Source organism: Nostoc sp. DedQUE09 (assembly GCF_034530915.1).
Taxonomy (GTDB): Bacteria; Cyanobacteriota; Cyanobacteriia; order Cyanobacteriales; family Nostocaceae; genus Nostoc.
In genome coordinates this window covers 89,445-108,437 of record NZ_JAVRCE010000012.1, presented here as the reverse complement: position 1 = coordinate 108,437, position 18,993 = coordinate 89,445, and the positions used below count along the sequence as shown (strand labels likewise).

Genomic DNA, 18,993 nt, shown 5'->3' with positions numbered 1-18,993 from the left:
AATATAGGTCAATTCATTTGTCGCGACATCTTCAAACAGCAGTTGTGGATTTTCATCGATAGAGTCTAATGAATTAACTTCCAGATCGACAGCAGATATATCTGGGCTTCCATTAGTAAATTCTGGAACAAAATCTAAAGATTCTGGTTGTTGTGGCCTGAGAATTTCTTCTCCAGCATGCTGCGCGAACAAAGGCGTTTCAGGTGTGGAGGTATTGTTGATTATAGGAGAAATAGTTAAGTTACTTGATGTTAATTCATCAAATAAATTATCTCCAGAGTCTGATGATAATATCAAATCTAGCTGTTCTTGATGCTGGAAATTGATATCAAAATCTTCTTCTATATCAAAATTGGCTATAGGAGAAGGTATGGACTGCTGATTATCAGCAAAAATGTCATCAGCCACCGCAGTAAACAGACTTTCATCTAACGCCCTTTCCACATTCTGCTCAATTAAGGAATCGAATTCGTCCTTTTCTTCTGTGGTTTCCTGATTCCAGAAGTTGCTCAGATCATTTTCTGATTCAGAAAACTCAGGTTTTGTTACTGGAGGTGTATCAAATAAATCACTGATTTCTGGTTCACTTGTCGATATTTGTGGCTGTTCTTCCATTTCAGCAAACAGGTTGTCTAAAGACAAGTCTGTTGGCTGGGGTAATTCTATGTAGTCACTAGGGGTAATTTCTTCTACCCAATTTGCATTTTTAGTTTCTAAGAATAAGTTATCAAAATTGTTTTGTTGGTTGGTAGATAGTTCTACACTGGCGAACGGCTCAGTTTCTGGTTGAGTAACTTCGCCTATTGGCAATAGTTCATCATCTAACTCCAGTGTCAAAAAATCTTCGACTACACTATTTTGGACAATCTCGGCAGTAGTCTGGTTTGTATCACTACGAATATCAATAAATTCTTGTAAATTTTCGGAAGAAGATGAGTCTAAATCTATATCAAATTCGTTAATATCGCTCAACTCTAAAGGCGTAGCAGATGTTTGTTGATTTTGCGGTTCTGAATTATCTTTTTCTAGGAAATGGTCGCCAAATAACAGGGATAAATCTTCTGTTGTAGCTGTGGTTGTTGAGTGCAGCGCGTTGCTTATCTCTTCATTAAAGGAGAGTAAGTCAGATAAATCGTTATGAGTGTCTTCAGCCTCAGTGCTGCTCAAATCAATTCCAAAGTCATCGGTAGTAACAATATCTAAGGTTTCTTCTTGATGCCAGCTTTCATCTAGTTCGGGAGTCTCACCGTCAAATAAATCGGCAAGGGTATTTAACTCAGCTATTCCTACCTCTGGGCCATTGGGATCGAGATTGTTACTGATTGGGTGTACTTCGTCATGTGTGGTGAAAGTAAGACTAGTGTTTCTATTTTCGTTTAGTGGTATTTCTTGTAACTGAAGGGAGGGGCGTTCGTCCGAGACGTTGGCGAAGCTAGACGCTCGTGGACTCGCTAACGCGGCGCTATCGCTATTATCTTTGTCTAGACTCAGTTCTTCAGTTGTCTGGGCTAACGCCTTGGTGTCAACAGATAGAATTGACTCTGATTCTGGCAAAATCGGAGATTGTTCATCAAATAAATCAGCGGTAATTTCTAATAACTCAATTTCTGCAAAGCTTAAAAGTGCTTCTAGTTGCTGACTAATTGCAATTTCGGCTTCTCTACCTTGCAGAACTAATTCTTGAGCTTGTTTGATTTCGGTAATGACAATTTTAGCTAAAGTCAGATAAGTATTTTCCGGATTGCCGATCGCACTCGCTGCTGCTTGACACAAACCACACCAGTTGGGCAAATTCCAAGTTTCACCAAGTTTGACTAACTGGTGACAGCATTGCTGGAGGTTTTGCCGAGTTGAAGGTGTTGTAGTTTGCTTAAATAATTGCAACATTTCCCGTAGTGTTTGCAGCACTTGGGCTTGAAACTCGCTCCAGTTATTATTTTCTTTAACGGTGGGCGATAGCGCAGCGTTAGCGAGTCCGCGAGAGTCTAGGGCCTCTTGGGGTGCTACCGAGTCTGGAGATTCCTGATGGGTGTATTCTGCCAGATCGGGAATATCTCGCTGCATGAAAATTTCTGTAAGTGTGGAGACATTCTCTATAGAGGTTGTAAGTTCTGTTGCGTCAGAACTGCTGGCTACTCCACTCTTTGCTTGTTCTACAAGTAGTTCCAGATGCTGATACAGCCATTGAAAAACTGGCTCAGTTTCTGACATCAAAGTATTAGCTGCATCTTCAGAAAGACCATAAGGCCCACTCAAATGCTCTAAAAGCGATTTTAGGGTATCAGAGACACCAAGAAATAAAGACTCTAACTTTTGGTCAATCTGAACCGGATTATCTTTGAGAATTTTGAAACAATCTTCCAGACGGTGGGAGGTATGCTGGATGCTAGTCAATCCAAGCATCGCTGCTCCTCCTTTGATGGAGTGAGCCGCCCGGAAGACTTCACTGATCATTTCCGGGTCGTTTAGAGTGCCCTCTAAATTCAGCAAGCCCTGCTCAATGGTATTCAGGTGATCCCTGGCTTCTTCGATAAAGTAACCCAAAATCCGCTGTTGTTGTTCCGGCAGCATAGTTTTTTAGTCAAGAGTCATTAGTCATTAGTTATTAGTCATTAGTCATTGGTCACTTGTACTGAGCGTTGCCGTTGGCGCAGCCTCTCGTAGAGAAGTATTGATCATTAGCAAATAACAAAGAACAAAAGACAAATGACAATTTATCTGGTTTCCATAGTTTCCACTCGGAAACGTTCAACGGAGGCGATCAAGTCACGGGATACACCTACTAAGTGTTGTAGGGCACCTGAAACTCGCTGTGCTTCTTGGGAAGTTTCTTGCGCGGTCAATTCTACTGATTGCATTACATGAGCAACGGCACGGGAGGTTTCCGTTTGTTCCACAGTGTCGCTAGTAATAGATCGCACAAGAATATCAATGCGATTCGCCACTTGAATAATGTTTTCGAGCGATCGCTTGGCATCTTCTGCCAATTTTGTACCCTTAATTACTTGTTGTGTGCCTTCTTCCATCGCGGTCATTACAGAGCCTGTTTCACTTTGGATTTGCATCACAATTTGTTCAATTTCCTTCAGGGATTTAGCAGATTTATCTGCTAACTGGCGCACTTCATCTGCAACGATCGCAAACCCGCGTCCCGCTTCTCCGGCTCTTGCCGCCTCAATACTAGCATTGAGTGCTAACAAGTTTGTTCTCGAAGCAATTTGAGAAATCAACGCCACAATTTTAGAAATTTCTTGGGAAGATTCCGCCAACCGCTTCACTTTGCGAGTGGTTTCGGCAACGGTTTCTCGAATTTCTAAAATCCCTGCTACGGTATTTTCTACTGCTTCGCCACCTTTGAGAGCGATCGTACTAGCATCACGAGCAACGGTTTCGGCTTCCCGCGCCGCCTCTGCTACCCGCTGAATCGAGTCGGTCATCACCTGTACAGAATTCAGCGTTACTGCCAACTCTTCTGCTTGCCGCAAAGCATCACTAGATAAAGCTCTCGCAAAGGTTTCAGAGTTGGTTGCACCTTTTGTCACATCCTTCGCCGCCACTTTTACCTGTTGAACGATATCCCGCAGGTTTTGAATTGTTAAGTTAAAGGCGTCAGCTACGGCTCCCAGTACGTCGGCTGTCACTTCCGCTTGGACTGTTAAATCGCCTCTAGCAGCTCCTTCCACATCATCCAAGAGCCGAATCACCTGACGTTGCAGGTTTTCTTTGGCTTCTTCTTGTTCATCGGCTTTGCGTTGGGCTTCACTTGTGGTTGTGAAAATTACCCGCGCCATTTCATTAAAGCCAGTGGCTAAATGCCCCAATTCATCTTCGGAAAACACTGTGGCTTGAGCATTCAGATTTCCTTGACGTACAGCCTCAAACTGAGCTTGGAGGTCATCAGTTGTGCGCCGAATTTGTTTAAGCGCTAGATTCCCCATAAAGCCTGCGGTAGCAAAACCTGCAATCCCAGCGGCTAGTGACATTGCCCAACCTGTGTTTCGTACTGATTCTCGTTGTTGGGGTGGCGAAAATGTGGTGGCGACAAAACTAACTGTGGCTACAACCAGCGCCGAGACTATGCCCACACTTCCAGCAATTAGCCATTGTTTCCGTTCGATGGAGGCATTTTCTAATGGTGCTAACCATCCCTGCTCGATGCTGACGTTGGGTTCTAGTTTGGAGATATCTGTTTGGCTAAAGACTGGAACGGCTTCATGGGAACCAGTCATAGAGAAAAGTTCCTCTTCGCGATCAACTGAATTACTTGCAAAAGCCTCTGCTACTTGAGGGCGTCCAGTGTCACTAGTTTCTGATGGAGCAGAATGCATTGTGACATTACCGAAGTTAGAATCTCCTTCGATCAGGTCAAACCCTGGAATATTGCCTAAATCGTCAAATTCCTCAAAGTCATCTAAAAACTCGATATTGCTCTTAGAATTTTCTCCATTCAGTATATTGCTTGAGTCTTCATAAGAGTTTAAACCCTCTGAGCCAAAGGCAGACTCAAATGCTTCCATATCAAAATTTTCATCATCGAAACTATTTTTACCGATGACTTCACCTGATTTAAACTGTTGTTCCTGCCGAGACAAATTACTATTAAAAGCTGATTCTTTATCGGCTGATTTTGTCTGAAAAGGTGATTCTGACTCTACTTCTTTTGGTGCTAACCAACCATGAGATTCAGTTTCAGAAAATTTATTTTGACTGCCGTTTTGCAAGTTATTTTTTGTTGGCAAATCATTTCTAGGTTCTTCTGAAACAATCAATAAAGTTTCGTCTCCAAAACTAGATTTTTTATATTCTAAATTTCCCATAGTCTGCTCTGGAGACTTTGGCTCACTCAACAAATCAGGGAAATTATTCTCGTTATTACCAGTTTGTGATTTAGAAGATGAAGAGTTATTATTGTCAATAGTTGAATTTCCGTCAGGAGAATTTATTCCATTATCTGAGAATTGACTATTTGCTAATGATTCTTCGGAAATATCTTCTGAGATACTTTCCTGCCAAAAAGCAGGCAACTCTAATTCTGTATTCTCCTCCCAGTTTTTATTTGACTCTTGTTCCTGTGATTCTTCATTTATGGCAAAAGGGTCATCACCAAAAGCTATAGAAGAATCTGATATTTTTTCTGTTCCAATACTATCTTCTGTGGGCAGATCGAATGGACTTTTTGAAGATGTATCTTCAACGCCATTCATATTTTCTTGCTGCTCTCCAAAAAAGTTTAAATCAAGGTTGTCGCTGTCAAACTCCTGATTAGGGCTTAAATCTGCTAATTCTGATTCGCTATATGCCAGTGGATCGGATATCTCTGAAGAGTTTATTTCCTCTTGACTTCCTGATGGATCGATCTGCCCACTAAATGACTCTAAATATTGATTGATATTGTCAATTCCATTCTTGGCAAAACCAATAATTTCTAGATCGTTAGTCAAGCCTAAGACCTGTTGATATTCTTCTTTTGCTACATCATAGTGCTGTAAAACATAGTAGATGTGACCCCTCAACAAATGAGTATTGGGGTCATCTGGTAAATTTTGCACCACTTGGTCAACTAAAGTGGCTGCAACCTCATAATTTCTTTGAACATAGGCGGTCATCGCCTGTTGATATGTTGGCTCGTAATTATCAATACTTGCTGCCATTTCCTCCTCCAATTTCATCCTGCCCACCTAGCACTTCGTACAATTGCCATTTGATCGAGCAGTCGTAGACACTGATTATTTTTAGCACCTAATGACCACTCTCCACGTAAAAAGGGAGCCATTGTATCTGGAACACTAGTTGGTGGCATCAGATTCTGGACATCCAACCAGTCCATACCACCGATTTCCTCTACTGCTAAACCCACTATTGTGTCTTGCTCTTCAATGGCAATCACCGAAATTTCAGCTCTATCCGTGTTTAATGCGCCTGCTTCCCCCAGAAATTGACCCAAATCGGCCACCCAAATAACTCGACCTCGTAAATTTAGAGTACCCAAAAGTAAAGGAGAAGCATTAGGAATCGGGGTGATTCTATCAGGACTTAGTTCAATTACCTCTCGGATGCCAGTTGCTTGTAGTGCAAACTCCTGATGCGAGGGAATGTAAAACCTCAAATGTAACTCACCTTCAGGACTTTCTACTTGTAATTCTGGTCGAAAGTGGTCTTGACCGCCGCCACTTAAAAAGTCCGGTTTGCTGACCATGTTGTTTTTATCCTTATCCTCGCAGCAGTTGTTTGACTGTTCCTACCAACTCGGTTGGTTGAAACGGTTTGGCTATGTAAGCATCTGCACCCTGCTTCATGCCCCAATAGCGATCGAATTCTTCGCCTTTGGAAGAACACATAACCACTGGGACATTTTGGGTTTTTGGATCGGATTTTAACCGCCGACAAACTTCGTAGCCGTTCATTCGGGGCATGACAATATCTAATACCACTAAATCTGGAGGTGCTATTTGAATTGCCTCTAAAGCTTCTAACCCATCACTAGCATGGGTAACTGTTAGGCCAGTTGCTTTTAGGAGGTCTGTAATCATCTCCCTTTGCGCTATACTGTCTTCCACAATCAGAACTGTACTCATAAGTGTCTATTTACCTCCTGATTTAGACGTTCCTAATTGGAACATTCCCTGATTCCTCCGCAAGTATTAACTGTATAAATTAATTTTAGGTTCTCACTATTTTCCTGGATATTGACGTTTCACTCAGTTAACTGACTCTGTGATAACATCTTTTAACTCATCTTTTAGTAGATCAACAAATCTTCGATCTGTTTATATGCCCCATAGACGACGGAGACGAAGAAGATGAGGGAGAAATAATCAATGACCTATGCCCAATTTTCATTGGTTGTTGATATATTTCTCTACGAGCATGAGTAACTCTGTCTCTGTAAACGGTTTTGTTAAATAATCTGTTGCCCCGACCATCCTAGCTTTGACTCTATCCATAAACCCATCTTTCCCAGTCAGCATGATAATCGGCGTGAGCCGAAATGCTGTTGAATGTCGCAGCATCGCGCAAACCTCGTATCCTTCCAATTCCGACATGGCAATGTCGCATAAAATTAAATCCGGTTTGAGTTGAAAAACCAGACTCAGTGCCTCTAAAGGATTGGTAAGAGCGATCGCTTCATAACCTTGTGGTTGTAAGATGGAATTTATAGTCTCACCGATGGCGATCGCATCGTCAATACATACTATCCGCCCCATCGGTTTTTCTTTCAATTCCCAGCTATGCGTGTGTGTATCTGGGTGATTAGTTTCTGAATATACTAGTTGTAGCCAACTTTGTTGCACATAAGGGTATATTGCCTTAGCGACTGTCAAAATATCTCGGTTGAGATGGCGAGCTAGTTGTCGCAAGGATGTTTTACCATCAGCCCAATGTTGTAGCTTATTTACGGTTGCTTCTGGTAAGGAAGATTGTAGCTGAACTTTGTCAGATAGCACTGGCAATTGCTCTGGAGACTGAATGTGTGGATAGAGTTGCTTCCATTGTTGCAGCTGCTTGGTAATTTTTGTCACCAATGGAGCAATCTCATAAGTGTTTAATTGTGGGGCAAGTGCCCCACTCTGATGGAAAATGAAGTTACCTTGGCGTAAACTCAGCAAATCAAAGAGAGTTTCATGCACCAAACCGTAAATGATACTACCAGCTATCTTTGGGTTGATGATATTCCGCTCCAAGAGTGCCCAAAGATAGGCATACTCTGGGGCGTCGGTTGGTGGTAGGGTAGCAATTTGTTTGTCGGTGAGTCGCATCTCAACTCGATAATGACGTAAATAATCGCTAATTCTGGATAAACTACTCTCGCCTTCTTGGCAATAGATAATTTGGCCGTTAAGGAAAAAAACGAACCAAGACTGTTGTTTAGAGCGATAAATGTTTGCTCCATCTCCACCCAGTTTGTTGTTATGGTGAGAGCTATAAGCTTCCACCCATAGTTGCCCAGTTCGCTGTCCTAATTCAATCAATTGCAGGATACTGCAAATATCAATTTCATTTAAATTTCCCTGCATTTAGCTAAAAAGTACTCCTTAAGTATTGCTGAATTCTGAATCGTGAATTATGACTTATTCTTTAAGTATTGATTATGGAGTATTGAAAAGATTTTTACTCTATTCTGATCGTCATAGGAAATACATTAAGCTATAAACCTTTATCTTTCGTAATACACTTTGACAAAGCTAGTGTTAACACGGAAGTCATCATCACTGTCATCAGTACAAAATATAAAGGCGCGACCAAATCGCTTCTATAAGTATCAAGACGTAACATTTTGCGTCTATAGTTTTGTCTGTCTTGTTCTTCTAAACCCTGGTTCAGTGAGACAAGTTAACAGAATTATTTAAGGTATATCTCAAAACACGAACTTTAAGTGCATCAATAAAGGACTAACGGTGTGCTGTATTTAGCAGAAGTACAAAAACAGAAAGGTGGTTTACTCAGTGGCGGTGGCAAAACCGAACTGAAACTGCTAGCTTGTCAGCGAACTGACCAGAATTGGAGTACTGTGTCGGAAGAAGTGATTGCCGCTGAGGACGCAAGCAAATTAAATGATGGTGCTTTGGTATTGGCTGAACTCAATCCCAATCGTCAAGTGCAGCGGATTCAAGAAGCAGGGCGTCCACTTGTCAACATTTTGCAAAATTTTTCCCGCCAGTTGGAGAAATTTAAGCTCAAGGAAGATGAGATCGATCAGTGGAAACAGTCACTAACATTTCAGGCGCAAGAGTTGAATCGCCGTGAAATGGACATGGAGGTACGAGCAGAACAGTTGCAGCAATTGGAGGATGAGGTACAACATCTAGAGGAGCAAAAACAGGAAGTTGACACCTCCCGCCAGGAAATTGAACGATTACAAGGAGAAATTGAGCGTAACCGCCAAGAGTTGGAAGGCGCTTGGGAGCATTTACGGGGTGAGCAGCGTCGCCTGGAAGAACGCCAAGCGGATTTTCAACAAGGGACGGTTTTGGATGAGGAGCAAAGTCGAGTAATGAGTGAGTTACTCGATCGCTTGTCTAGTCGTGTTAATCGTACGGAAAAAGTTAGAGAACACCTGCATCTAGCCTTTGAATTGGTCGAAAAGCAGCAAGCGACTCTTAGCCCGCACTGGCAAAAACTGGAGGAGCATAAAAGTGCGATCGCACAACAGCAAGAAGAAGTTGAGCGTTTATCACAAACTTTTAGCGATCGCCAAAATGCATTACAAGAAGCGCAAAATTCTCTAGTTCAGCAAACAGCCCAATTGCAGATAAATACAGCAGACCTTAGCAGCAAGCAAGAGTATGCTCGGCTTGTCAAAGAGCAGTTACGAAACGCCGAAGAGTTATATCAACAGATGCACTCTTTAGCTGCAACATCTGGCGACTTAGTTCTCGGCAAGCAAGCTGATTTGGAGGCTTTGGATAAAATGCCTTTAGAAGAACTACAAAAGATAGTGCAAGACTTGCAGCATAAGTTAGAAATTGACGCTAGCTTTGTTCACGATCAAGAACAAGAACTGAAATATAAACAAGAAGCTATAGAAGAACTCCAAACTAAATTAAATCAAGCATCTGACCATGACCACATCAATTTGGAATTAGAACTAACTGATGAAAAAGACCTTTATCAGATGCTAAACTCCAGTTTGGTGGGACAACGCCGCAATATGCTACAGCACCAGAAATTTCTCAAGCAACATCAAGCTGTATTACTACGACGGCAAGGGCATACTGTTACTGAAGAAGAAGAAAGTAACAACAAAATTAATTTAGAACCGATTCTGTTACAAATTGAAAGCCAGCGACAACAATATTCACAGGAAATCCAAAAGCTGGAACGTGAAATTGAGCAGATTCGTTCTGGTGTTGAACTAAATCAGGGAATGATTGACAATCAAACTCACGATCTAGATGAAAAGCGCCAAGAATTGAAAGCGATCGAGGAAAATTTACTATCCCTACGAAGAACAACCGCTGAATTATCTGGTCGAGTGAATCTTTATCAAGAAGCATTACAACCAATTCAGGATTCTCTAGATGGATTACGGCAAAAGCTGCAAGGAATTGGAGAATCTTTGGATCAATTCCAGGAAACTGGTGATTATCAAGTCCAAGCGATCGCTCAGATGCGTCATACTCTCCAGAGTTTAATGCCTCAGCCGGAATTACTAGCGTCTTAATAAGTTTTGGGGCTTTAGCTAGGCTAAAGCCCAAGTACGAACTAGGAGTTTAGTTATTACTCTATAAATAAACTAGATTCTACATGAAAAAACTCTCCCAGTTTACGAGCTTGTTCTGTATTTATCTTCTCTTGTCCATTTAAAATATTATCAACCAAAGTTTTTGTCCCTAAAACTGATACTAAATCATCTCTACTTATCTCAGATTGTTCTAAAATAAATAACAACATAGACGTAGGATTATTTTGCTGGCTTGACTGATAATATTCTTGTTCAAACTTTTCAATTAAAGTAATTAATAACTGATAAAGCTCGTCTTCTTCTGGGGTGCGTTCCCGGTGCATTAAATCTTCCACTATCCCTAAAGCTTGCTCGTTTTCAGTTTCACTTTTTATAAGTTTGGGAAGATAAGCTGTTAATAACTCCTTGTATTTATCTGGATTAAAAGTAAGGGTCATTTTTCCAGTTCTCCTTATCATATTCTGTATGGTTGAGGATATATTTAATATAAATTAACTGCCCTTCGTAATCTATACTAACAATCAAGCGATATTTATTTCCTTTAATATTGAATACTGTAAAATTACCAACAGCTTCAGCTTTAATAAAAATTTGCTGTACTTCAAGTAAATTTGACCATTTTGCTTTAGTAGCAACCTTATACCAATTGCTTAATGCTTCCTGACAATCTGCATGGTTTTCTGCATATTCTCTTAAGATTCTAAAACTAATAATGTGCATCGTCCCTGGTAACAAAAAGCCTTTAAATAACTATTTCAAACAGATCCAATCGCCTTCTACTTGAGCGATCGCACCACCAGGAAATGGATCAGTTTGGGATCGGTTGGGCGCTATGATTAAAGCGGTTAATTTTTCGATGTGTTCAAAACTGGGCGCATCAGTCAGTATTTGCTGCAATACCTGACGCATCACGCGACGTTGCAACGCCAGTGGTGCTTTCTGCAATACCCGACGATTTAACCGTAAAGGAAGAAGAGGAGTAAGAGAATCTTTTTCATGTCTCGCCCATACCCCATGCCCAATGCCCAATGCCGCATCCCGCAACTCCTGGGCAGCTTTTTCCAAATATTCCACTTCGGCTTGGAGAAGTTCTGCTGTTTGGGCTAAGGCTGATTCTACTTGAGGGTTGAAATTATCTCGCAAATATGGTAATAATTCTTGGCGAATCCGATTACGAGCATATTGCAAATCTTGATTGGTGGAATCTTCCCAAATTGGTAATTTAAATTCTTGACAAAATTGCTCTGTTTGTATTCGAGTAATTTCTAAAAGTGGACGCACTAACACAATGCCCGTAGTTAGAGGGCGTTGCCAAGTTAGGGCTTGCAAACCATCAGCACCAGTACCGCGAATTAAATTGTAGAGGAGAGTTTCGGCGCGATCGCTGGCGGTGTGTCCTGTCACTATATATTGATAATTATTTACCTGAGCGATCGCACTTAAAACTTGATAGCGCCAATCGCGTGCAGCAGCTTCACTATTTATCGGTTTGTTCGCTGTTTCTAAATAAAAGGATATACCCCAAGTTTTAGCTAAATTTTCGACGTGGTTAGCATTAGCTTCGGAGTCAGAACGCCAGCGATGATCGCAGTGAGCAATACCTAAATACCATCCCCATTTGGATTGTAAATCTAAAAGTAATTTTATTAAACACAGAGAATCTTGTCCGCCGGAGACAGCAACTAATAGCCGCTGGTTGCGCTCAAATAAGTGGCGCGATCGGATGGTGCGATGAATTTTTGCATGTAGGGGAGTCCATACCATTTTATTTTTTTCAGCGCACACAGACACAGATAATTTTCTATTATATCTGTGTATATCAACTTGAGTATTAGTTTTTACCTTCCTTTAGTTGCTGCCGAAGGTCATCAAGGGGAGAGTTTTCGTGTTTGATGTCTAATCGATTATCTTCGATTTCAGTTTCATCAGAGCAGAATTCTAGGCGCACTCTAATTTTACCTGTCCGCCATTGTTGACTGGGTATTAAAACACAACATTCAAATCCTTCTCCAAATACTCTTGATCCTGACGATGTAAAGTGTTCTGCCCAAATTTTTTTGATTTCCTTGAATAACTGAAACACTATTTGAGTGCGGGATAAATTTTCAAATGCTTCTTGATAAAAATGCACAACATCATCAGAATTTAGAGGTTCCCATTCATCATTCATAATCAATTTCCTGTAACTAAATTTATAGTTCCCAAGAGATTGAAATTAATTGTTTGGATTTGACTGACAGCCGCAACTTATTTAACTATCACTGCTAGTTAGGGGAAACTAATGAAGAGTCCTGAGTACAATTAGCGGTAGCGGAGCGTTGAGCCATTGCTGAGTAGCGATCATCAGCCTGAAAATGGGGTGATAGAGATAATTTACTTAAAATTAATAGTGCTAATTATAACTTAGTATCTATCTCTTATCCAAGGGTAGAGGACATTATACATCATAAATTTCTGTTGTAATTAGTGCCGGGTAGAGCTAGCGTAAAGTGGACAATTTGACAATCTTTAATACTCAAACTACTTGGCGTATAGTCATAATCTGTCCGCACGTAAGAAGAACGCAAGACACTTAATATATGGTTCAGAATCTCGAAAGAACACGCCAGAGTGCAAGGTTTCCAGAAACTGCACCGGCTGCTAATCCCGTATTTTTTAGAACCTATAGCCGCCGTACAAAGGCCGGACTAAGGGAAACATGGGATGAGGTATGCGATCGCACTATACTCGGCTTAGTCGAGTTGGGAAAGTTAACTCAAGAAGAAGCTGCCACACTGGATAAGATGCAGCGCAGCTTGAAAGCTATGCCTAGTGGGCGCTGGCTATGGGTTGGTGGTACAGACTGGATAACCAAGCCAAAGAACTTTTCCGGGGCTTATAATTGCACTTCTACCAATCTCGAAGACTGGAGCGCCTTCGGCTTAATGATGGATTTGGCAATGATGGGCTGTGGTACTGGGGCCGTCCTAGAACCACAATTTATTAACCAGTTGCCCCACATCCGTAATCGACTAAATGTCACTGTAAAAGGTGAAATTGGCAGCACTCCTGTCCAACTGCGACGTGAATATACTGAAACTCATATAGAAGGAAATAACGTCACTATTCACGTTGGAGATAGCCGTGAAGGTTGGGTTGAATCATATCAAGCCTTATTAGAACTCTCTACTGATGAGCAATTTTCAGCAGAAGTGGAAGTATTAGTTGATATTAGCGATGTCCGAAAAGCAGGAGAAACTCTCAACGGCTTTGGAGGAGTTGCAAATCCGGTGAAATTGCCTGGACTTTATCAGCGTTGTGCTTCTATCCTGAATAAAACTGTAGGGCGGCAATTAAATTCAGTTGAATGCTGTCTGTTAATCGATCAAGCTGCTGTAACAATTGTTGCCGGTAACATTAGGCGATCGGCTGGTATGAGGCAAGGTTCTAGCGAAGATAGTTTGTTTGCCGATGCCAAAGATAACTTATGGCAGCAAGATGAAAATGGCAACTGGCGAATCGATCCAGAGCGTGATGCACTCAGGATGGCAAATCATACCAGAGTTTTTCACCGTAAGCCGACCTTAGAAGAATGTGTTGGTGCTGTCCGCAAACAATATTACAGTGGCGAGGGAGCGATTCAATGGGCTGGTGAAGCCGTAGCGCGATCAAACATAGATTTGCTACCAACACAAGCTTTGAAAGTTGAGTTTTTACAAGCTTATGAACAAGGAACAGCAAAACAGTGGTTAAAAGAACGTTATTCAAATCTTCATGCCAATGAGTTAGAACATCGTTTAGCTCGCTATGGGCTAAATCCGTGTGGTAAGTGATTTTGCCTCACGTTAAAAACCTCGCAAAAACGGGGAAAGCTGAGATGCTAATCCCGTGGTAATCAAAGGAATTAAAAAGTCTTTGACACCGTACAGCGTAGAGAGTGAAACTAGATTACATCCGAAATTAGTGTCTAGAATATAATCTTTCCAAGAGTGCGGGGGCATTTGTGAAAAACACTTTTATTATCTAAAGTCACATCTGCAAAATGTACGCGGAACTACTGCAAATAATCAAGCAGTAGAACTAGAGGATAAAAAGCTTCTAGGGTAACAAATCTGGAAATCATCGGTTCTAATTTCCACTGTAATTTGTCAGAGGTTCACCTTAATCAAATTGACCCACATAACTACAAAGAACAGGAGGAAGCTTTCACTGCTGGGGCGCTATCTGTAGCAGCACTTTTAAATCACAAATTCTTGGAACCACGCTATCAATACAGCCGTGAATTAGACCCGATTGTGGGAGTTTCTTTTACAGGTCTATTTGATTTCTTTGTCCATGCTTTTGGTGTTAATTGGCTGCACTGGTGGGAGGAAGGAAGACCCGCAACTCCACGAGGATTAGCTTTCAAGCGTGAGGAAGAGAAATACCTAAGTTCTTGGAGAGATATTGTACATCGGGCGGTTTGGGATTACTGCGATCGCCACAATCTCAAGCGCCCAAATCGCTGCACTACAGTGCAACCCAGTGGTACTAAGGCTTTATTAACTAATGCTAGTTCAGGGTGGCATCCTCCCAAAGCTCAAAGATTTATTCGCCGGATCACCTTCGGTAAAAATGACCCAGTAGCTTTAGCTTGTATTGACTATGGTTACAACGTCATTCCTTCTCAATCAGACAAAGATGAACAAGGTAATTTGCTTAATGATCCCTTCGATCCACGGGTGAGTGAATGGCTAGTAGAAATCCCTGTTTCTGTAACTTGGGCTGATTTACCAGGAGCTGATGAAATTGATGTTTCTAAGTTTTCAGTCTTAGCCCAATTTGATTTTGTCCTCCAGGTTCAACGTTGGTACGTGACTCACAACACATCAGCAACTTTGGAATTGCGCTCTGATGAAATCGAGCCTTTGGGACAGCGCATTTACGAAACCATTCAGAATGATGAAGGATATATTTCAGCGGCTCTTTTAGCTCGTTTTGATGATTTGCAATCATTCCCACGTTTGCCATTTGAACCAATAAATAAATCAACCTACGATCGCTTAACTCAAGAAGTGAAAGCACGGCGTAAAACAGATGATTTCTGTGCAGTACTAAGCCGCTACGATTTAGGCGAAATGACAGAAGCTGGCCCTAGTGGTTGTGATTCTGATAAGTGTATGTTTCCCGATCAGCAACCAAGCTTGTAAGGGGAGATGAGCAGGGAGTTGGAAAATGAGGGAGATGAGGGAGACAAGGGGGACAAGGGAGAATTTACTCTCCCCTCTCTTCCTTGCCTCTTCTCCATGCTCAATGCCCCATCGCCAATGCCGTAACACGTTACGATCAATTAAGAAGTAATAATTTTTTACGGCAGTGCCAGGAGTCTCTTATGTTCATTGATGAATTGTCACCTATATTCAGAGAATTTACCCAGCATCCAGTCTCATTTGTGGGTGGGTTCTTCTCTGGTGTGCTTCGGCTCAATCTTGCAGACGATCCCGTTAAAAGCTGGCTGGATAAACAAATCCGCTCAAATAGTTACACTAGCAACACAACGGAGGCGCATAACGGCAAAGCCACCGGTCCTCAGCAGATTTCGATTGACTAAAAACTCCATCCATACATAGTTAAATTTACTACAAAAGAAGGAGTCAGTGCTGCCGACGCAGCACTGACTCCTTCTTTCTACAATAGACCTGCCTTGAAAATAAGGCAGAAGGCAGGAGGAAAAGACATTTTCATTGTTCCTTGTGAGCGTAGCTCATGGAGTCTCTTGCAAAAATATATTTTTGCACTCTTAAGGGACTTGCAAAAAATAAATTATCCCAAATTATTTATAGATTTATAGGGGCGCAAGTCCTTGCGCCCCTATGACGGAATATTTTTTAACTGGAAGTCTCTAGGGAAAAGCAATTTAAACTAGATTTTTGCTCATTAATTGTTGTCTCCAGGCTAAACAAAGTTTGTAGCAACAGACTTTTTAAAGTTTGTTGTCCACGATTCTCAAAGACTCCACAAGCACGAATTACATTAGCGAATCATTGTAATCCTGCAAGAAGCAAGCTAAGTAGAAAATGTGAGGATCAATTACAAACTACCATTAACTGCGTTGCCAAATTTTAATTGTCTTATCCAAACTTCCACTGACTAACATTTCACCGGAAGCTGTGAAGGCTAATGCTGTGACTATATTACTATGACCTGTAAATGTACCCAGTAATTCCCCAGTTTGTAAATGCCACAACTTGATAGTTTTATCAGCACTACCGCTGGCGATAATTTGTCCATCGGGACTTAAAGCGATCGCATAAACTCTACCTCTATGCCCTTTAAGGGTATGAAGTAATTCTCCAGTCTCCAATTGCCAAACTTTAATCGTTTGATCCCAGCTACCACTCACAAGCAGTTTAGCATCTGCACTGATTGCTAAGGAACAAACGATGTGAGAATGACCCATAAGGGTGTGTAATGGTTGTGCATCTTTTAAACTTTTGATTCCCGTTTGGGGTGAAGTGCGCCAAACTTTGATTTTGCGGTAACTACCTGTAACGAGAGTTTCGCCATCTCGACTTAAAACTAGGGAATGAGCAGCTGTATCATCTAAAGAAAGTGCGATCGCTACTTGACGTTGCATCAAATCCCAAAAGAGAATTTTTCTGTCATCTCCGCCTGTCGCTAACATTCTGCCATCTGGGGTGAAAGCAGCACACCGCACTACTCCATTGTGTTTGTGCAAAATATCTATCAAGTCTAAAGCGCCTACGTGCCAAAGCTTAATTGTCGAATCTGCACCGCAACTCACTAAAGTCTGTCCATCTGAACTAAAAGCTAGGGAATTCACTTCATCCACCAGCCCAGATATTACCCAAGGATACTCTGATAATGTCTCAATTAATTCACCCTTGCTTAAATCCCAGAGTTTCGTTTCTCCACGACTACCACTTGCCAATATGGGTAAGGCTTTGCCATTGTTACACGCAAAACTGAAAGCGAGGCAATTAATCCCTCTGGTGTGTCCTTGCAAAGTCTGCCAGCATTCCCAGTCACCGACTATATTCTTAAGGTAATGATCTGATGGTAGAGTTTGTATTGTATCTGCGATCGCCATCTCATTAATTACTGGCGACGTGTCTTTTTTACCAATAAGTGATTCTAAATACCAATTTAACCCCCCTGCATACAACAAGTTACTCGGAGTGACATAGAGTTTTGGTTCAGTCAATTCAAGTTGATTTGTAGGTAAAAAGCCTGTTATTATACTTTGTTTCTCGTAACCTAAATTACCTGTAGATGGATAAAACAAACACAGAAAAATTAATACTTGGTGATTTTTTAAATCTTCTTGAGTAACTGACCACCTAATTTTGTCTTTCTTAATACCATTAAAACTTTCTCCATCAGCAACGTAAACTTGAACACTTAGCTGAGGATGATCTTTGAGTGTATAAGGAAATTTACTTTCGCCACACAAATTTCCCTCATCATCTAAAATCATGTTTTGCAAAGTATCTTGTGACACCTTTTTTACCAATTTGCCCAAGCGTTCAGTTATTACTCTGTCAACAATATGCTCCCGGAAAAGATAATCTTGGGCTTGTTGTTGGAAGTATTTGGGAAAAGGTATCGTCCAGTCAGGCGGCTCAGGATATTCCGGCGGGGTTGGCGGCGGATTTTTAGCGAGAACTTCTGCTTGTTGACGAGAAAGTTCTTGGAGTCTAGCCAATGGCTCGCCCCAAAAGGCTATAACTTCAGTGTGACAACCTTTAACTTGACTTTCCAGTAAAGATAAGTCATAAGTTTTAGGTTTTTTCACACGTTGAAGGAAGTCAATTTGTTGAGCTTTGAGTAAGCTAATCCAATCCATCTCCATTCCTGCGGCAAACTATTGCATACCTACGGTAAGCTATACAAATGCAATTACTCAAGTTTAGAATCTTAGTTAATTAAAAATTCAGTAATATTAACAGTCTAATAAAACACAGCCATTGACAAATGTTTCCGTGAAAGAGATAGATGGATAGCACTTAGACATTTCATGAACTGATGCAGTTGAAGTATATAGAATTAGATGATATCAGTCAATTCTAACGGAGATAGAGAATGAGATACTGTTTCCCTAGAAACACTTCTAGCTGTAAAGGAAAGTTGAATTTGAGACGGATTTTAAAGACTACAGTAAGCTGAAGTCAGCAAATAGCTACATAAAAATAACCTAGTAACGATAATTCTCGGAAATATCATCTGAAATCGAAATAAATTCTGAAGATTGGCTAATTTTAACCTTTGCGTTTCGGTTGTCTGGGTGTAGTACTTAGATCAGAAGAGTCGCCAAAAGTATCCCTTGCTTCGATCTGTTTAATTTTCATTTGCAAGTTCAAGTCATCACTGCTAACAATTGTTTCCAAATTCGCTAATCTCCGCTCTAGCAGTTCTATTTGCTGCTGTTGCAAATAGTTAGTTTTGGATTTTTGCTCATCAGAACGCCAAACAGCAACTGTACCAACAGCCGCGCCACCAATAGCAACTAAAGGAAGAATAGCACCGCTTCTAGTAACGGCTGACAGTGGGACGCAAACTCCCAGAATGGCTACTGTAATTACCCAAATTCTTGTGGTGGCAGATAATCTGACATCTTGGTATTGTTCTAGATTTGATTGAGATTTTTTAGCCATAAATTTATCCAAAGAAAAGTTATTTGCTACATTCGCACAAATGTTGACTAAATTACTTCCTACAATCGGGTTAAGTATAATTGCTATCCTAGTATTATCTTTGTAATTATGGTTACTCAGTTATTTATGATCGCTAGATTAGGATTACTGGGAGTAGTTGCAATACGGTTCGGTTCA

Annotated in this window: 13 protein-coding genes and 2 pseudogenes; 4 read left to right on the top strand and 11 right to left on the bottom strand. The window is 41.1% G+C overall.

Annotation, left to right across the window (positions count from 1 at the left end; genetic code table 11):
- From RMY27_RS10415 to RMY27_RS10395, 5 genes are all read right to left on the bottom strand, one after another.
- A partial coding sequence (locus tag RMY27_RS10415) for an Hpt domain-containing protein (protein ID WP_322662868.1) occupies positions 1-2,571 on the bottom strand: 2,571 nt, incomplete at its 3' end.
- Between the two features lie 143 nt (positions 2,572-2,714).
- Positions 2,715-5,651: a methyl-accepting chemotaxis protein gene (locus tag RMY27_RS10410; protein ID WP_322662866.1), complete on the bottom strand. Its 2,937-nt coding sequence runs from the start codon at positions 5,649-5,651 to the stop codon at positions 2,715-2,717.
- Between the two features lie 14 nt (positions 5,652-5,665).
- A complete protein-coding gene (locus RMY27_RS10405) occupies positions 5,666-6,196 on the bottom strand; it encodes a chemotaxis protein CheW (protein ID WP_322662863.1) in 531 nt (176 codons plus the stop codon).
- 13 nt (positions 6,197-6,209) lie between these two features.
- Entirely contained in the window at positions 6,210-6,575 is a 366-nt protein-coding gene (locus RMY27_RS10400; RefSeq protein WP_069073698.1) for a response regulator transcription factor, read from the bottom strand.
- Between the two features lie 261 nt (positions 6,576-6,836).
- Positions 6,837-8,015, bottom strand: coding sequence for a response regulator (locus tag RMY27_RS10395; protein WP_322662862.1), 1,179 nt, complete (start codon positions 8,013-8,015; stop codon positions 6,837-6,839).
- A 383-nt stretch (positions 8,016-8,398) separates the two neighbouring features.
- On the opposite strand from RMY27_RS10395, the gene hmpF reads away from it, so the two are divergent.
- Positions 8,399-10,162, top strand: coding sequence for a pilus motility taxis protein HmpF (gene hmpF, locus RMY27_RS10390; protein ID WP_322662860.1), 1,764 nt, complete (start codon positions 8,399-8,401; stop codon positions 10,160-10,162).
- A gap of 56 nt (positions 10,163-10,218) precedes the next feature.
- On the opposite strand, the gene RMY27_RS10385 is transcribed toward hmpF, so the two are convergent.
- The 4 genes from RMY27_RS10385 to RMY27_RS10370 form a co-directional block, all read right to left on the bottom strand.
- Positions 10,219-10,620 carry a hypothetical protein gene (locus tag RMY27_RS10385; protein ID WP_322662858.1) on the bottom strand — a complete coding sequence of 134 codons (402 nt, stop codon included), beginning with the start codon at positions 10,618-10,620 and terminating at the stop codon, positions 10,219-10,221.
- Positions 10,604-10,903, bottom strand: a complete 300-nt coding sequence (locus RMY27_RS10380; RefSeq protein WP_322662857.1) for a type II toxin-antitoxin system HigB family toxin — start codon at positions 10,901-10,903, stop codon at positions 10,604-10,606. The genes RMY27_RS10385 and RMY27_RS10380 overlap by 17 nt, the downstream gene beginning before the upstream one ends.
- A gap of 30 nt (positions 10,904-10,933) precedes the next feature.
- Positions 10,934-11,947, bottom strand: coding sequence for a tRNA lysidine(34) synthetase TilS (tilS, locus tag RMY27_RS10375; RefSeq protein ID WP_322662855.1), 1,014 nt, complete (start codon positions 11,945-11,947; stop codon positions 10,934-10,936).
- A gap of 67 nt (positions 11,948-12,014) precedes the next feature.
- A complete protein-coding gene (locus tag RMY27_RS10370) occupies positions 12,015-12,353 on the bottom strand; it encodes a KGK domain-containing protein (RefSeq protein WP_322662854.1) in 339 nt (112 codons plus the stop codon).
- Positions 12,354-12,762: 409 nt separating this feature from the next.
- Here RMY27_RS10370 and nrdJ (RMY27_RS10365) point away from each other — a divergent pair.
- The 3 genes and pseudogenes from nrdJ (RMY27_RS10365) to RMY27_RS10355 all read left to right on the top strand — a co-directional run.
- A pseudogene (gene nrdJ / locus RMY27_RS10365) lies at positions 12,763-13,992 on the top strand (ribonucleoside-triphosphate reductase, adenosylcobalamin-dependent); the annotation flags it as partial.
- A 285-nt stretch (positions 13,993-14,277) separates the two neighbouring features.
- Positions 14,278-15,351 (top strand): annotated as a pseudogene (gene nrdJ, locus RMY27_RS10360) (ribonucleoside-triphosphate reductase, adenosylcobalamin-dependent); the annotation flags it as partial.
- A 182-nt stretch (positions 15,352-15,533) separates the two neighbouring features.
- Entirely contained in the window at positions 15,534-15,752 is a 219-nt protein-coding gene (locus tag RMY27_RS10355; protein ID WP_322662852.1) for a hypothetical protein, read from the top strand.
- Between the two features lie 492 nt (positions 15,753-16,244).
- Here RMY27_RS10355 and RMY27_RS10350 read toward each other — a convergent pair whose 3' ends face one another.
- Together RMY27_RS10350 and RMY27_RS10345 are read right to left on the bottom strand one after the other, a co-directional pair.
- Positions 16,245-18,014: a WD40 repeat domain-containing protein gene (locus RMY27_RS10350; RefSeq protein WP_322662850.1), complete on the bottom strand. Its 1,770-nt coding sequence runs from the start codon at positions 18,012-18,014 to the stop codon at positions 16,245-16,247.
- A 406-nt stretch (positions 18,015-18,420) separates the two neighbouring features.
- Positions 18,421-18,816, bottom strand: coding sequence for a hypothetical protein (locus RMY27_RS10345; RefSeq protein ID WP_322662848.1), 396 nt, complete (start codon positions 18,814-18,816; stop codon positions 18,421-18,423).
- Positions 18,817-18,993 lie beyond the last annotated feature (177 nt).